This window comes from Chryseobacterium tructae (assembly GCF_030409875.1).
In the GTDB taxonomy this organism is placed as follows: Bacteria; Bacteroidota; Bacteroidia; order Flavobacteriales; family Weeksellaceae; genus Chryseobacterium; species Chryseobacterium tructae.
The window spans coordinates 1,070,368-1,085,938 of record NZ_JAUFQR010000001.1 but is presented as its reverse complement, the minus strand read 5'-3'; the positions used below and the strand labels follow the sequence as shown (position 1 = coordinate 1,085,938).

13 protein-coding genes and 2 pseudogenes are annotated in these 15,571 nt (G+C 34.0%); 4 read left to right on the top strand and 11 right to left on the bottom strand.

Features of this window, described 5'->3' with window-relative positions; genetic code table 11:
• Positions 1 to 65: 65 nt before the first annotated feature.
• From efp to QWZ06_RS05230, 5 genes and pseudogenes are all read right to left on the bottom strand, one after another.
• Complete coding sequence (gene efp, locus QWZ06_RS05250) at positions 66 to 632, bottom strand: elongation factor P (protein WP_045500255.1); 567 nt, start codon at positions 630 to 632, stop codon at positions 66 to 68.
• Between the two features lie 39 nt (positions 633 to 671).
• Complete coding sequence (gene lpxA / locus QWZ06_RS05245; protein ID WP_068944369.1) at positions 672 to 1,466, bottom strand: acyl-ACP--UDP-N-acetylglucosamine O-acyltransferase; 795 nt, start codon at positions 1,464 to 1,466, stop codon at positions 672 to 674.
• A pseudogene (locus QWZ06_RS05240) lies at positions 1,467 to 2,862 on the bottom strand (bifunctional UDP-3-O-[3-hydroxymyristoyl] N-acetylglucosamine deacetylase/3-hydroxyacyl-ACP dehydratase).
• Positions 2,855 to 3,886, bottom strand: a complete 1,032-nt coding sequence (lpxD, locus tag QWZ06_RS05235; protein WP_290296205.1) for a UDP-3-O-(3-hydroxymyristoyl)glucosamine N-acyltransferase — start codon at positions 3,884 to 3,886, stop codon at positions 2,855 to 2,857. Before lpxD ends, QWZ06_RS05240 begins: the two are co-directional and overlap by 8 nt.
• 71 nt (positions 3,887 to 3,957) lie before the next feature.
• Positions 3,958 to 5,184, bottom strand: a complete 1,227-nt coding sequence (locus QWZ06_RS05230) for an HD domain-containing protein (RefSeq protein WP_290301300.1) — start codon at positions 5,182 to 5,184, stop codon at positions 3,958 to 3,960.
• 288 nt (positions 5,185 to 5,472) lie between these two features.
• Between QWZ06_RS05230 and QWZ06_RS05225 the strand changes: the two genes are divergently transcribed.
• From QWZ06_RS05225 to QWZ06_RS05210, 4 genes and pseudogenes are all read left to right on the top strand, one after another.
• Positions 5,473 to 7,113 carry a S41 family peptidase gene (locus tag QWZ06_RS05225; RefSeq protein ID WP_290296203.1) on the top strand — a complete coding sequence of 547 codons (1,641 nt, stop codon included), beginning with the start codon at positions 5,473 to 5,475 and terminating at the stop codon, positions 7,111 to 7,113.
• 132 nt (positions 7,114 to 7,245) lie between these two features.
• Positions 7,246 to 8,789, top strand: a pseudogene (gene porX / locus QWZ06_RS05220) (T9SS response regulator signal transducer PorX).
• A 111-nt stretch (positions 8,790 to 8,900) separates the two neighbouring features.
• Entirely contained in the window at positions 8,901 to 9,194 is a 294-nt protein-coding gene (locus tag QWZ06_RS05215; RefSeq protein WP_290296201.1) for a YciI family protein, read from the top strand.
• Complete coding sequence (locus QWZ06_RS05210) at positions 9,191 to 9,955, top strand: exodeoxyribonuclease III (RefSeq protein WP_290296199.1); 765 nt, start codon at positions 9,191 to 9,193, stop codon at positions 9,953 to 9,955. The genes QWZ06_RS05215 and QWZ06_RS05210 overlap by 4 nt, the downstream gene beginning before the upstream one ends.
• A gap of 69 nt (positions 9,956 to 10,024) precedes the next feature.
• Here QWZ06_RS05210 and QWZ06_RS05205 read toward each other — a convergent pair whose 3' ends face one another.
• From QWZ06_RS05205 to QWZ06_RS05180, 6 genes are all read right to left on the bottom strand, one after another.
• The gene (locus QWZ06_RS05205; protein ID WP_103293848.1) at positions 10,025 to 10,396 is read right to left on the bottom strand and encodes a septal ring lytic transglycosylase RlpA family protein; all 372 of its coding nucleotides are present in this window, start codon (positions 10,394 to 10,396) and stop codon (positions 10,025 to 10,027) included.
• An 827-nt stretch (positions 10,397 to 11,223) separates the two neighbouring features.
• Entirely contained in the window at positions 11,224 to 11,961 is a 738-nt protein-coding gene (locus tag QWZ06_RS05200; RefSeq protein ID WP_290296195.1) for a hypothetical protein, read from the bottom strand.
• Positions 11,962 to 12,014: 53 nt separating this feature from the next.
• The gene (locus tag QWZ06_RS05195; protein ID WP_290296194.1) at positions 12,015 to 12,143 is read right to left on the bottom strand and encodes a hypothetical protein; all 129 of its coding nucleotides are present in this window, start codon (positions 12,141 to 12,143) and stop codon (positions 12,015 to 12,017) included.
• Positions 12,144 to 13,031: 888 nt separating this feature from the next.
• Entirely contained in the window at positions 13,032 to 14,333 is a 1,302-nt protein-coding gene (rimO, locus tag QWZ06_RS05190; RefSeq protein ID WP_290296192.1) for a 30S ribosomal protein S12 methylthiotransferase RimO, read from the bottom strand.
• Positions 14,334 to 14,430: 97 nt separating this feature from the next.
• Positions 14,431 to 14,976 (bottom strand): dTDP-4-dehydrorhamnose 3,5-epimerase, encoded by a 546-nt coding sequence (rfbC, locus tag QWZ06_RS05185; protein WP_290296190.1) that lies wholly within the window; start codon positions 14,974 to 14,976, stop codon positions 14,431 to 14,433.
• A 24-nt stretch (positions 14,977 to 15,000) separates the two neighbouring features.
• Positions 15,001 to 15,570, bottom strand: coding sequence for a sugar transferase (locus QWZ06_RS05180; protein ID WP_290296189.1), 570 nt, complete (start codon positions 15,568 to 15,570; stop codon positions 15,001 to 15,003).
• Between the last annotated feature and the right edge of the window lies 1 nt (position 15,571).

Here is a 15,571-nt window from a genome sequence, read left to right as displayed (position 1 = left end):
CAATAGATTTTCTTATAAAACAAAATTCGGAGTGCTAATGCAAACCGAATTTATGTAAATTTTATTTATTCTTTTACTCTTTCTAAGTAGCTACCGTCTTCAGTACTTACTTTAATTTTGTCTCCCGGTTCGATGAATAAAGGAACCATTACTCTTGCTCCTGTTTCAACGATTGCGTTTTTAAGAGCGTTGGTAGCCGTATTTCCTTTTACACCCGGATCAGCTTCAATGACATCCAGATATACTGATTGTGGAAGTTCAGCAGAAAGTGGAGTTTCATCAGCTTCTTTCAAAATGATTGTTACTTCTTCACCTGCTTTCATCAAGTTTGAGTTTTCAATCATTTCTTTATTTAAATATAACTGAGAAAAATCATCATTATTCATGAAGTGGAATCCGTTCTCATCATCATAAAGATACTGGAACTTTCTTGTGATTACTTTTACTTCTTCAATTTTGTGCCCCGCAGAGAATGTATTATCTAATACTTTTCCGTTGGTTACAGATTTTAATTTTGTTCTTACGAATGCAGGACCTTTTCCTGGTTTTACGTGAAGAAACTCAATTACTTTAAAAATATCATTGCTGAATTCGATGCAAAGACCTTTTCTGATATCGTTACTTGTTGCCATTAATATATATTATCTTTTTTTACTTAATTTTTAGCACTTTTAGTTGCTATCTTTTCCTGTTCCGTATCCTTTTACAATACCTCTTGGAGAGTTTTGGATAAACTGAAGGATTTCATCTCTTTCAGCGGTAGGAAGCATTTCTTTTTCAATATATGCCAACGCTTGCGAAACGTTCATCTTCATTTGGAAAATAGCTCTGTAAATCTTTTGAATTTCAAAGATCTTCTCATTGGAAAAACCTCTTCTTCTAAGCCCTACTGAGTTAATACCAGCATAAGAAATAGGATCTCTTGCCACTTTTACATAAGGAGGAACATCTTTTCTGATCAAAGATCCTCCTGAAATCATAGTATGTTTTCCGATCTTACCAAACTGCTGAACTGCAGATAATCCTCCCATTACGGTAAAATCTCCGATTTCAACGTGTCCTGCAATACCACAACCATTGGCAATAATTACATTATCTCCTATGATGCAGTCATGAGCAACGTGGGAAGTTGCCATAATTAGGCAATTGCTTCCTACTTTGGTATACCCTAAGGCTTTTGTTCCTCTATTTATCGTTACACATTCTCTTAAAGTAGTATTATCTCCAATAATAGTTCGTGTATCTTCACCATCAAACTTTAAGTCCTGAGGAATAGCAGAAATTACAGTCCCTGGAAAAATCTTACAATCTTTCCCTATTCTTGCTCCATCCATGATGGTAACATTTGGACCAATCCAAGTTCCTTCTCCAATTTCTACGTCCCCTGCAATTGTAGTAAATGGTTCTACGATTACATTTTTGCTGATTTTCGCACGTTTATCTACGGCTGCTAACTGATGAATCATTTAATCAACTTTATTTTTTGCAACTTGAGCCATAAGCTCTGCTTCTACTGCCACTGTATCTCCTACATATCCGTACCCCTGCATGTGCACAATACCTCTTCTGATAGGCTCTATTAATTCAATTTGAATATAAGTGTATCTCCAGGAATTACTTTTCTCTTGAATTTCACTTTATCAATCTTGATAAAATAGGTAGAATAATTTTCAGGATCAGGAACACTTGCTAACACTAGAATACCTCCTGTTTGAGCCAAAGCTTCAACCTGAAGAACTCCAGGCATTACAGGCTCCTTAGGAAAATGCCCAACGAAGAAAGGTTCATTCATTGTTACATTCTTTAGTCCTACTACGTGAGAGTCTGAAAGTTCAAGAACTTTATCAATTAATAAGAACGGTGGTCTGTGAGGCATTAGCTTCATGATTCCGTTGATATCGAATACCGGTTCTTTTGTAAGATCAAAATCCGGAACGTTTTTCTTTTTCTGCAATTTCCACTGACGATTTAGTTTCTTCGCAAACTGAGTGTTTACGAAATGGCCTGGTTGTTGGCAATAACTTTACCTTTAATTTTCACTCCTGCTAAAGCTAAGTCACCGATTACATCCAGTAATTTGTGTCTTGCAGCTTCGTTAGGATAGTTCAGGTTAAGATTATCAAGAATACCGTTTGGTCTGATGGATACATTATCTTTCCCAAAGGCTTTTTTCAATTTTTCTGTAGTTTCCGGAGTTAAATCCTTGTCTACATAAACGATCGCGTTAGAGATATCTCCTCCTTTGATCAATCCGTGGTCTAAAAGCATTTCCAATTCATGTAAGAAACTGAATGTTCTTGCAGAAGAGATTTCATCTTTAAACTCGGAAATATTTTTAAGAGTAGCATTTTGAGTTCCTAAAACTTTAGTCCCAAAATCTACCATAGTAGTTACTTCGTAAGTATCTGAAGGAATGATTGTAATTTCTGAACCTGTAGCCGGATCGCTGTATGTAAGAACTTCTTTTACAACCAGATATTCTCTGGCAATATTCTGATCTACAACTCCTACACTTTCGATAGCTTCCACAAAATATTTTGAGGATCCGTCTAAAATAGGAGGCTCGGATGCGTCCATTTCCAACACTGCATTGTCTATATCACAACCCACTAAAGCAGCCAAAAGGTGCTCGCAGGTAGTAATTTTTACGCCAAGCTTTTCTAATGTTGTACCTCTTTCTGTTGCTACTACATAATTAACATCAGCTTCAACTTGAGGGTGTCCCTCTAAATCGGTTCTTACAAATACAAATCCCGTATTTTCTTTTGCGGGTTTGATGGTAAGTTTTACTTCTTTACCAGTATGAAGGCCTATTCCAGAAAGAGTTACCTCTTCCTGAAGCGTTTTTTGCATATCACTCATTAGTATTATCTTTTGAGTTATTCTCAAGATTATTTATTCTGTTAACTATTTCAGGGAAATTTCTGAAATGAACATAGCTTCTTAAATAGTCATTATAGCTGACTGCTGGTGAACCATATAAAGTTTCTCTATCATTAACACTTGAGTTCACACCACTCTGAGCCTGAATCTTCACTTGGTTTCCGATTTTGATATGACCAACAACACCTACCTGACCTCCAATTTGATTCCAGTCTCCAATAGTAGTAGAACCTGCAATTCCGGCTTGCGCTGCAATGACATTATTTTGTCCTATTTTCACATTGTGAGCAATCTGGATCAGATTATCAATTTTCGTTCCTTTTCCAATAATGGTAGAACCTATCGTAGCTCTGTCTATACTACAGTTTGAGCCAATTTCTACATCATCTTCAATAATTACGTTTCCAAGCTGTGGAATTTTTTTGAATCCTTCAGCTGTAGGCTGAAACCCAAAACCATCTCCTCCTACTACTGTATTAGAATGAATGACACAGTTATCACCAATGATACAATAGTCATAAATTCTGGCACCACTGTCTATTTTACAGTTTTTACCAATTTTTACTCCTTTTCCAATGTATACATGTGGATAAATCTGTGAGCCCTCACCAATCTTAGCCTTTTCAGAAACATATGTAAATGCCCCTATATAAGCTCCTTCACCTATCACAGCTGAATCATGAATGGATGAACCATCTTCAATGCCTTCTTTTCTTCCTCTCATCTCCTGATATAAGTTCATCAGAACCTGAAAAGATAAATAAGCATCTTTTACTACAATTAAGGTAGGGTTATAACTATTTTTATTCAGAAGTTTTTCTGAAACGATGATTACAGAGCACTTTGAGGTGTCTAAAAAATGAGAAAATCGATCTTGTGCTATAAAAGAAAGATGTCCTGATTCTCCATTTTCAATTGGAGAAACCCCTGTAATAAGTGCATTCTCATCACCTATTATTTTTCCGTCAATAAAACTTGCAATTTGCGAAGCTGTGAATTCCATATTCTGCAAAGATAAGAAATTCTATAATTTGCAAACATTTTTTGATTTGAGATCGTAAATTTTAATATTATTTAAGATTCCAAACGAGAGATATCTCTTGGAAACATAAGGATATAGCGTGTGGTTTTATTCACCATTAAACCTGATAAAAGCTGATCTTCTGACTCATGAAGCTTCATTCTTTTCCCGTTTTTCTGTAATAAATAAATCGGTTGCTTTTCGGTATCATAAGGTAAAAGTTTCCTTTTTATCTCATGAACCAATTCTTTTCCGTTATCAATTCCAAAAAATTCATTGGTAATTTTTATTTTTTCTTCAATAACTTTTTCATCAAAAGGGTGGGATGAAATAATAGTCTTTGGAAGATTTCTCTCAATAACACTTTTACACCAATAGGATAAAACAAAATCGTCAGAATTTTGCCACTCTTTCATCGCCTGGATCACATCGTTGTCATCCAATTGAGTAAATCTTTCTATATCTTCATCGGTTGCAGTGCTCTTTCCACGGTATAAAAAATACTTCAGATTCTCTGTCGCCGGAAGTTCAATCCCCTGAGAGATCAAATATTTTGCTCTTTCAAGAATCTTCACCAATAGAAATTCTGCCAGAGCAGACGTTTTATGATAATATACCTGCCAGTACATGAACATTCTGGCTGTTAAAAAATTTTCTATAGAATAAATTCCTTTTGCATCAATAACCAACTCTCCTTCTTCACATACATTCATCATGGAAATAATTCTCTGTGTATTAATATTTCCTTCTGATACTCCTGTAAAAAAGCTATCTCTTTTCAGATAATCCAATCTATCTACATCCAGTTGAGACGAAATCAATTGATTAAAAAATTTTCTGTGATATTTTCCTTGAAACATTTCAATGGCCATGGATAATTGACCATCAAATTCTTCATTCAGCTTATTCATCAGAAGTAAAGAAAGTTTTTCGTGATGCCAATCGTCCATTAGCATATTCTCTAGAGCATGAGAGAATGGCCCGTGTCCAATATCATGCATTAAAATAGCCAGCATCGCTCCTTTTTCTTCTTCTTCAGAAATCTTAACGCCTTTCTGTTTCAATGTCTCCAACGCTGTAAACATCAAATGCATCGCTCCCAAGGCATGATGAAATCTTGTGTGAGTTGCACCTGGAAAGATCAGATTCAACAGGCCGGTCTGTCCAATCCTCCTCAGTCTTTGAAAGTAAGGATGTTCAACAATATCAAATAAAATTTCGTGAGGTATTTTGATAAATCCATGAACAGGATCATTGATAATTTTTAGCTTATTCTGCATCGGAACTTCTATATGAATAAACAAAGTTAGGGATTTTAATTTTGAGGGATGATTAAATTAGTATTAAGGAGACTGGAAGCTGGAAGAGGGAGGCTGGAAGTTATTGAGTGTGATAAGCAAAGACGAATCATTGATCTTCTGAATACTTAATATACACTGACTTTAGTATTAATAACCTCCAGTAACTTCCTTCTTCCAGCTCCCCGCTTCCCACTCAAATAATTCATCAAAAAAACCTTTGCTGTTCTTGCATTAATCATTTATCTTTGAGAAAAACTCAATCTTTTGATGAGAAAATATTCTCTTTTCATTTTTTTGCTTTTAAGTCTCCATTTTTCCGCACAGATTTTACCCGAAAATCAAAAACTTGAATCCCTCTGCAGGGTTTGGGGATTTTTAAAATATTATCATCCCAATGTAGCAAAAGGCAATCTGAATTGGGATCAACAGCTTTTTCAAAAAATAAATGAACTTGAAAAGATCAATGACAAGGCTGCATTGAACGAATTCTATTCTAATTGGATTACAAGTCTTGGAAAAATTGATGAATGCACGGAATGCTTACCCGAAAATAATAAAACTTATTTTCTTAAAAATTTTGATCTAAGCTGGATGGATAATTCCGATATATTCACGGAAGCAACATCTCAAAAGCTTCGCTATATTGAAAACAACCGTAATCTTGGCAGCAATCATTATATAGGAAAAGGAGGCCGAAAAATATTTTTCAGAAATGAAAATTCCTATGGGTCAAAATTTACTTCCAAACTGATCAGTGTATTAGAGCTATTCAGATACTGGAATTATGTAGAATATTTTTTTCCTTATAAGTATGAAACAGATCAAAATTGGAATGATGTGTTGACAGAAATGATTCCCAAATTTGCAAGCATCAACAACAATAAGGATTATCAACTGACTTTGGCTGAATTGGTAACAAAAACGGACGATTCACATGCTTTTCTTTCTTCATCACTCATAAGCCTTACCCAGTATGGTGATAAAAGACTTCCGATAGAATATTCTTATGCCGAAGGAAAATTAGTGATCACAAAAATTAATCAAAACAAGTTTCACGAAGAAACACCTTTCAATATCGGTGATGTTATATATGATGTGAATGGAAAAACAATCCCTCAAATGATAAATACCCTTGGAAAATATGTACCTGCATCTAATTCCTGGGGCAAAGTAAATAAGATAAAAAGTAAACTTCTTTTCAGCAACCGTGATTCTGTTACGGTTAAATTGGAAAGAAACGGACAAAATATGGAAGTAGTCGCCAAAACATACCTCATTAAAGATATTCTTATCAAAAAAAATCCGGCACCTGAAAAATGGAAGTTTATGGATCCTGAAAAGAAAATCGGTTATGTTAACATGGGAATTCTTACCAAAGATGAGGTGAATGAAATGTACAGAAATCTGAAATCAACAGAATCAATCATTTTCGATAGTAGAAATTATCCAAAACTGACTATAATACCTTTAAGTGAATTGTTACTACCTCAATCAACCCCTTATTACCTCTTTAATTTCCCTGAAACTAACTATCCTGGAAAATTTTATAGCAGAAAGAACAATATTGGTCAAAGGAATCCCGATTATTATAAAGGAAATGTAATCATTTTGGTAGACGAAAATACTCAAAGCCAGGCAGAGACTACAACCATGATGTTCAAGCAACATCCAAAAGCCAAAGTGATCGGCAGCAATACTTCAGGAGCCAACGGAGATATTATCAGGTTTAAACTGGCAGACTTAGACACTTGCTTTACCGGCCTTGGAGCTTATTATCCTGATGGCAGAGAGACGCAAAGAATTGGAATTATTCCGGATATTCTGGTGAAACCAACGGTAGAAGGAATAAAAAGCGGAAAGGATGAAGTTTTGGAAAGAGCTTTGCTGTATATAAAAAATAAGAATTGAAATTCGTAGAAACTGGGAATATCTCTGGGTATTTCCATTTAACTAATATTTAACTTTTAAACTTCCTATTTTGTGAGATTTTAAAAGGAATTGGTCAACATTTTGATACAATAACCATGTAAAAAATAAATTATGTCAGAAAAGATATTATGGATCGATGATGAAATAGATTTACTTAAACCTCATATCGTATTTTTAGAAAAGAAAGGTTATCAGGTAACCCCTGTTAACAATGTGAATGAGGCTTTGGAACTTATGGATTCGGAGAAATTTGCCCTAACGCTCATTGATGAAAATATGCCTGGTATTTCCGGGTTGGAAGCTATTCCTATGATTAAGGAAAAAGATAATTCTTTAAAAATAGTTATGGTAACCAAAAGTGAAGAGGAGCACATCATGGAAGAGGCCATCGGTTCTCAAATTGCAGATTATATCCTAAAACCTGTAAATCCCAATCAGATATTGCTTTCATTGAAGAAGAATCTTCAGCAAGATAACCTTGTAGAACAAAAACGATTTTACAATACCAACAGGAATTCAGAAACCTCTCTATGGAACTTTCTTATTTGAGAACGTATCAGGATTGGGCAGAATATTATAAAAAGATTCTGAGTTGGGAAATCAAGTTCGATAAAGTAGCAGATAATGAATTTGCAGATCTTCTACAATCTCAGAAAGAGGAAGCCAACATTCAGTTTGCTAAGTTTATTGAAAAAAATTATGCCGACTGGCTTATTGACTCTGATAAACCTCTGATGAGCCACACTCTTTTCAAAGAAAAGGTAAAACCTGAGGTAGAAAAAGAGAAAGTACTTTTATTAATGGTTGACAACCTCCGCTATGACCAGTGGAAAGTGGTTGAACCATTATTCACCAAATATTACAATAAAATTTCGGAAGATTATTATTACAGTATTCTTCCAACCGCTACACAATATGCGAGAAACTCTTTCTTTGCAGGGTTAATGCCATCTGAGATTGAGAAACGTTTCCCTGATAAATGGTTTAATGATAATGAAGAAGGAAACAAAAATGAATTCGAGCGTGACTTTCTGGAGGATCAGATGAAAAGAATTGGTCTTGGTTCAAAATCTATGAAGTACCTGAAAGTATTGAACGCAGATTTTGAAAGAAAGATCTACGATGACTTCAATCAGCATAAAAACAACGATCTATTGGTGATTGTTTACAACTTCATTGATATTCTTTCCCATGCTAAAACTGACAACCACATTGTTGATCAGCTTATTCGTGATGATAAGACTTTCCGTTCTCTAACCCTTAACTGGTTTGAAAACTCTTCATTACTGAAGATTATTAAAGCCGCAGCTGAAAGTGGATACAAATTAGTGATTACAACAGATCACGGAACTGTTTACGTTAAAAAACCAAGTAAAGTAGTAGGAGACAGAGAAACCTCTACCAATATCCGATATAAAACAGGTAAAAGTTTAACCTATGACGATAGTGATGTTTGGGCAATTACCAATCCTGAAAAACTTTTCCTTCCCAAAGGAAACTTAAGCTCGAAGTATATTTTTGCTAAAAATAATATATTCCTTGCTTATCCTAAGAATTACAATCATTTTGTAAATTACTATAAAGAAACTTACCAACACGGTGGAATCTCACTGGAAGAATGTATTATTCCTATCAGTATTTTAGAACCCAAGTAGTTTTTTCATAGTTTATTTAATTTTGGGTCTAAGGCGGGAAAAATCGATTGATTTTTCCCGCCTCTTTTTATATATAGTCTAAGAGTTCATATCTTCGTAGAAAATAAAAACATGTTCATTATTTCGCTTACGTATAAAGTAGCTATTGAAAATATAGAGCACCATATTCCGGAGCATAATTCCTTTCTTCAAAAATATTATGATTCTGGATTTTTTATTACTTCGGGAAGAAAAGAACCGAGAACCGGAGGAATTATCATCTGTAGAGCATCATCTAAAAATGAAATCGAAAAAATAATTAAAGAAGATCCTTTTCATATTTATCAGATAGCAGATTATGACATCATTGAATTTATCCCATCAAAATACAACGAGAATTTTAAAACATTTATAGAAAACTTATGAGATTAATTACCTATAACGTTAATGGAATAAGAGCCGCATTTACCAAAGATTTTCTGGGCTGGCTTAAGATTGCTGATCCGGATGTGATCTGTATTCAGGAGAGTAAAGCCGGAAACGATCAGATAGACATCGAGAGTCTTGAAAAATTAGGATACCACAGTTATTGGCATTCGGCCGTAAGAAAAGGCTATAGTGGGGTCGGAATTGCGTCCAAAATAAAACCCAATCATATAGAGTATGGTTGCGGTATTGAAAGTTATGATAATGAAGGAAGAATTATCCGTGCTGATTTTGATGGATTTTCTGTTATTTCAGTCTATGTACCTTCTGCTTCAAATATTGAAAGGCTTGATTTCAAAATGCAGTTTTGTCATGATTTCCTTGAATATATCAGGAATTTAAAGAAAGAGATTCCTAACCTGATTATATCCGGTGATTTCAATATTTGCCACGAAGCTATCGATATTCATAATCCTGTTGGCTTAAAGAATGTTTCAGGGTTTCTTCCTATGGAGAGAGAATGGATGACCAGTTTCATTAATGAATGTGAACTCATTGACAGTTTCAGGTTCTTCAACAATGAACCCGATAATTATACATGGTGGAGTTACAGACAAAATTCAAGGGAGAGAAATAAAGGATGGAGATTAGATTACAACTTCACCTCTTATAGCTTAAAGGATAAGCTTACCCGAGCTGTTATTTTAAAAGAGGCAGTTCATTCAGATCACTGTCCTGCCCTATTGGAATTAGACATATAAATATATTATATGTCTATCAACACAAAAGCCAGCTGAAATCAGCTGGCTTTTTTTAATTTAAATCATAAACTAATCGACAATTTCATATTCGACCGGAATTGTACCATGGTTGATATCTCCGATCTCATCGAACGCAGCTTTAGACATGTCTAAAGATCTTGATGAATGGAAAGGTCCTCTATCATTAATCCTCACTATTACCTCTTTCCCATTCTTAAGGTTTGTTACCTTAACGTTTGTTCCAAATGGAAGCGTTCTGTTTGCTGCAGTAAACTTTGAGTTATCAAAGATTTCTCCGCTAGCAGTTTTTCTACCGTTAAATTTATCGTGGTAGTACGATGCATAACTTGTTTTTTTCGCATCTAAGGCATTACTTGTAAATGAGTAAACACCTAAGGTTGAAATCATCATTATGATTACGAGAATGAATCTTTTCATCATTTTGAACTTTTATTGGTTTTGACTGGGCAAATGTATCAGGAATCTTTTGATCTCCCTATTCCAAATGTTAAAAACAGTTAACAAAAACCAAAATATATGTTAATCAACCTTGTAAGCCCCTATGGATAGGCATTTTAAATAACACTGTTAAAAAGTGTTAAAAAAATACACTAAATGTTAATTTAATTAACTAATTCATGCATAATTTCAAAAACCTAATGCTGTAAAATACTATTAATCAATATGTTAAAAAATAATAAAATATTAATTATAAGTATAAATCTGGATTATAAAAAGCTAAAAATGTTAAGATGCTCATTAGAGCAAACTACCTTATAGAATAGCTCTAACGCTATAAAACCACATCTTCTCCAATTATTTTAACAGTGATGTTAACTTCAAATGTAATATTGAATCCATTATCATCTCAAATATTTCCAATTTTTATCTTTAATTAATATAAAGGAGCATCTTCTCTTTCTAATTGTTCTTCAAAAATAAGGCTTAAGAATCAGATTAAAAAGCTTTTCTATTAGAAAATGACAATAATTCTTATCTATTATTCATCAATTCTTATGGCCTAGAATATCAAAGAGCAGCCCTAATCTAAAGTATAGCTGCATTGATCTAATAAAGGGTTTTAAAAAGGATTTAAATTGTTATAACAATAATTTTTATTGATATAAATAAGAAGAAAACAAACAAACAAACAAACAAACAAACAAACAAACAAACAAACAAACAAACATCAGGTTCTTTCTTTCAATAAAAACAAAAGACCAATGAGTGAACTCATTGGTCTTAATATGTAATTAAATAAAATTCTTTTAATTTTTCAAGTATTCTAATACATAATCATATGTACCATTTGGGTATACTACAGACATACTAGGAGAACCTGTAACAGCACTACCTGAAGTTGTATCATAAGAATACAAACTTCTATCATATACTGTATTTGTACCTGCTTTATAGATTGTAATACCATACATAGCTGTAATACCTGCTGGAGCAGGAATACTTACTCCTGTAGATGCACCGCTAGCAGTAAATTGACCTTTTATAGCATATACCTGAGCGCTATTCACTAAAGTATTGGTAACAGTTTCTGTTGTAAGGACATTTACCTTAGGTGGAGTACCACCCAATGGCAACCACTGCCCTGTAGCAACAGTTGTTGGAGATCCAGGGTTAGAGAAATAATAGAATCCTGGAGCTACTGTTTGGTTTCCGATACCTGAACCTGTAGCAGGAGTAGTACCTGAAGCTGTATTATAAACAATGATACCGTCAAATCTGTTCGGGTTGTTTGAAGCAAGGAAACTACCGCTATTTGTTAAAACTAAACTTCTAAGATCGGCTCTAGGGAATAAAAATCCTTTACCAACATTCGTTGCTGCTGGACTTGCACCGTTCCATAAGGTTGAACTTGAAGCATCAAAAAAAGCAGTACTTAAGTTAATAGATGAATTTCCAAGGGTTTGATTACCTTTTACCTGTGCTGAAACTTTTGTTCCAAATAAAGCAGCAACAACATAAGGGATTAATAAAAATGTATTTTTCATTTTGATGTTTTTAAATTAGTTAGAACCTGTATTGAACCAGTCTGTACCATCTGTTACGAATTGATACCCTCCAAAGGATTCACGTTAGGTACGTTATTTCCTTTATAAGTACCTCCAGCAGTTTGAATAGCAGGAGCAGAAGCACCAGTTACTTCAAGAACTGTAAATACCTTTCCTATCATTGTAGGAGTTGGAGCAGGAAGAGTAACAGCAGTAGTAACGTTACCTCCTGTTAATCTTACAAAATTGTTAGCATCAGATTCTAATATAGCTACATTTGCAGAAGCATCACTTCTCCAAGTTGGAAGAGATACTGCCCCACCACCACCTAGAGCTTTCCAAACGTTATTACCGTTTGTACCATCATAGTAGTAGAATCCAGTAGCAGTAACATTTACTGTTTTACCAGTTCCTGTACCACCTAATGCATTTACAAATACAAGAGCTCCATTCTGAGCACTTGCTGCAGTAGCATTACCATTAGCATAAGCTGCAGTTCTAGCTTCTAAATCAGCTCTTGATAAACGAGGGACTAATAAGGCATCAGGTCAAGTAGCATCCGTACTGGCTACTACATCTAGAGTCGTGGCAGGTGTGGTTGTGTTAATCCCCACTCGCCCTTGCTGAGCCTTGGAAAGTGCCGTAAAGGCAACGAGCATTGTCGCTGTTAATAAAAATTTTTTCATAAGTTTTTAAAGATTTTAATTACATTATTTTTCATCAATATTTCCAAAGGGAAAATGTATCTCAACTTGCGATTATTATCTTATGGCTAATATAAATAAAAAAAACATATTTTTTGAATTTTCAGCCCAATTTTAATAAATAACTTATTGATAGCATATGATTTAAAAACATTGCTTATGGCGCAAATTTAAGACATAATTTTTTAATTTGCATACTTTATAAAAGAAAATTAAAAAATCTTAATATTCAAAATTACAATCTATTGAAAACCAAACAAATACATTATTTAACATAATCTTTAATTTGTTAATTCTCTTTAATATTTCAATTTTCACCGAGAAAAAAGCAAAACTTTTCTCACTGATTAATAGTATTTTATATTTCTATACCAAATCCCCATAAAGGTCAAATTCTTCTGCTGAAGTAATCTTCACATCAGCGAATTCTCCGATGGAAATATAGGTATCTTCGGCAGATACTAAAACAGTATTATCTACATCCGGAGAATCGTATTCCGTTCTTCCGATAAAATAATTACCTTCCTTACGATCGAATACACATTTAAACACTTTTCCTATTTTTTCCTGGTTCTTTTCCCAAGAGATCTGAGACTGTAATTCCATGATTTCTTCTACTCTGGCTTCTTTTACTTCTTGTGGAATATCATCTTCCAATACATAAGCGCCGGTATTTTCTTCATGAGAATAGGTAAAACAACCTAATCTGTCAAATTTTTGTTCTTTAACCCAATCTTTAAGCTCCTGGAATCTTTCCTCTGTTTCTCCCGGATAGCCAACAATCAGTGTTGTTCTGATCGCCATGTCTGGAACTTTTTCTCTGAATTTCCCTAAAAGAGCATCAGTTTTCTCATGGGTAGTCCCTCTTTTCATCGATTTCAACAAGTCTGAGTTGATATGTTGAAGAGGAATATCTATATAATTACAAATTTTAGGTTCTTCACGGATAATATCCAAAACGTCTTCAGGGAATCCGCTTGGGAAAGCGTAGTGAAGACGAATCCACTCTACTCCTTCTACTTTTACTAATTCTTTTAGTAGCTCTCCTAATGCACGCTTCTTATAAATATCTAATCCATAATAAGTAAGATCCTGAGCAATAAGAATTAATTCTTTCGTTCCTTTTTTTGCTAATTTCTGAGCTTCGGAAACTAATTTTTCAATAGGAGTCGAAACGTGACCTCCTCTCATCAAAGGAATGGCACAAAAAGAACATGGTCTGTCACATCCTTCTGAAATTTTAAGGTATGCATAATGCTTTGGAGTGGTTGTTAACCTTTCCCCTACCAATTCGTGCTTGTAGTCTGCGCCAAGATGCTTTAATAGTATAGGAAGGTCTCTTGTCCCAAAATACTGGTCTACATCTGGAATTTCTCTAACCAAATCTGGCTTATATCTTTCGGAAAGACAACCTGTAACGAATACTTTTTCTACTTCGCCTCTATTTTTTGCTTCAACATAATCTAAAATAGTATTGATAGATTCTTCTTTAGCATTATCAATAAATCCACAGGTATTAATAACAACAATATCTCCACGATCTTCATGAACCACTTCTTTGCCATTGGCTTTTAGCTGGCTCATTAATACTTCAGAGTCATATACATTTTTGGAACATCCAAGTGTAACTACATTGATTTTCTTCTTCCCTACAGATTTTGTACGCATCTTTTTGATTTTGAGTCTGCAAAGATACAAAATATTAAAAGAGTAATGATTACAAAAATAAAAACCACTTTAAAAAAGTGGTTTTCAATACTATACTTTAAAAGTTTTTTTCTTTAAAATCAGGTGCATTCTGGTCTTTTTCTGAAAGAACCGCGTCTTTTTCATCTACTTTCCAATCTATATTAAGATCTGAGTCGTTAAATCTTACGCTTCCTTCTGATTCTTTATTGTAAAAGTTATCACATTTATAAGAGAAGACAGCATGTGTACTTAATACGGAGAAACCATGACCGAAACCTCTTGGTACATAAAGTTGTAGTTTGTTTTCGGCTGAAAGTTCAACTCCAAACCATTGTCCAAAGGTTGGAGAGTCTTCTCTAAGATCTACTGCTACATCCCACACACTTCCTTCCAGGCATGAAACTAATTTGGCTTGTGCATGTTCACCTTTCTGAAGATGAATTCCTCTCAACACGCCATAAGAAGATTTGGAGATGTTATCCTGAACAAAGTGGCCATTCATTCCTGTAAGCTCTTCGAATTTTTTTTCGTTGAACTTTTCAAAAAAATACCCTCTTTCGTCCTCGAAAACGGTAGGTTCAATAATGTAACAGTCTTTAAGTGGGGTTTCTTTAATTTTCATAACTATGGAGAAATTCTATATTGTTTATTTTAAAATAATTAATAATGTATTAAGTAAAATCTTAATGTCATTTTTAAAGGATAAATGTTCTAAATATTCAAGATTCATCTTTACTTTATGTGGAAATAATATTTCATCATTGTATTTCAAAGGGTCTTCCTGTTTTTTTAGTATTTTTTCTTCATTGCGATATACAATACTCGCTTCACACGTTAGACCAGGTTTTAGCTCTAATACTTTTCGATCTGTTCCTTCAAGTCGGTCATAATAACCTTCAATATCAGGTCTTGGGCCTACAAAGCTCATTTCCCCTTTTAGAATATTAAAAAGCTGGGGGAGCTCATCTAATTTAAACTTTCTAAGAATCCGCCCTAATTTCGAACAATTTCTATTTTTACCATGAATGGTTTTAAATTTAAAAATGGTAAAACTCTTTCCATACTGTCCAATCCTCTTTTGAAAAAAAAGACCATTAGAAGATGTATCTAAACTTGCAATGATAAATAAAATGAATAGTAATGGAATCAGAAAAACAGTTAGAATTACCGCAAGGATAAAGTCAAATACTATTTTCCAATATTTATACTTATTCATT

What these genes read in the sequence shown, in the direction of transcription:
- QWZ06_RS05225 (WP_290296203.1), top strand. Translation starts at nt 5,473, where the DNA reads ATGAGAAAATATTCTCTTTTCATTTTTTTGCTTTTAAGTCTCCATTTT.
- efp (WP_045500255.1), bottom strand. Translation starts at nt 632, where the DNA reads ATGGCAACAAGTAACGATATCAGAAAAGGTCTTTGCATCGAATTCAGC.
- QWZ06_RS05195 (WP_290296194.1), bottom strand. Translation starts at nt 12,143, where the DNA reads ATGATAGGAAAGGTATTTACAGTTCTTGAAGTAACTGGTGCTTCTGCT.
- rimO (WP_290296192.1), bottom strand. Translation starts at nt 14,333, where the DNA reads ATGCGTACAAAATCTGTAGGGAAGAAGAAAATCAATGTAGTTACACTT.
- QWZ06_RS05210 (WP_290296199.1), top strand. Translation starts at nt 9,191, where the DNA reads ATGAGATTAATTACCTATAACGTTAATGGAATAAGAGCCGCATTTACC.
- QWZ06_RS05180 (WP_290296189.1), bottom strand. Translation starts at nt 15,570, where the DNA reads ATGAATAAGTATAAATATTGGAAAATAGTATTTGACTTTATCCTTGCG.
- lpxD (WP_290296205.1), bottom strand. Translation starts at nt 3,886, where the DNA reads ATGGAATTCACAGCTTCGCAAATTGCAAGTTTTATTGACGGAAAAATA.
- QWZ06_RS05200 (WP_290296195.1), bottom strand. Translation starts at nt 11,961, where the DNA reads ATGAAAAATACATTTTTATTAATCCCTTATGTTGTTGCTGCTTTATTT.
- QWZ06_RS05215 (WP_290296201.1), top strand. Translation starts at nt 8,901, where the DNA reads ATGTTCATTATTTCGCTTACGTATAAAGTAGCTATTGAAAATATAGAG.
- QWZ06_RS05230 (WP_290301300.1), bottom strand. Translation starts at nt 5,184, where the DNA reads ATGCAGAATAAGCTAAAAATTATCAATGATCCTGTTCATGGATTTATC.
- lpxA (WP_068944369.1), bottom strand. Translation starts at nt 1,466, where the DNA reads ATGATTCATCAGTTAGCAGCCGTAGATAAACGTGCGAAAATCAGCAAA.
- QWZ06_RS05205 (WP_103293848.1), bottom strand. Translation starts at nt 10,396, where the DNA reads ATGATGAAAAGATTCATTCTCGTAATCATAATGATGATTTCAACCTTA.
- rfbC (WP_290296190.1), bottom strand. Translation starts at nt 14,976, where the DNA reads ATGAAAATTAAAGAAACCCCACTTAAAGACTGTTACATTATTGAACCT.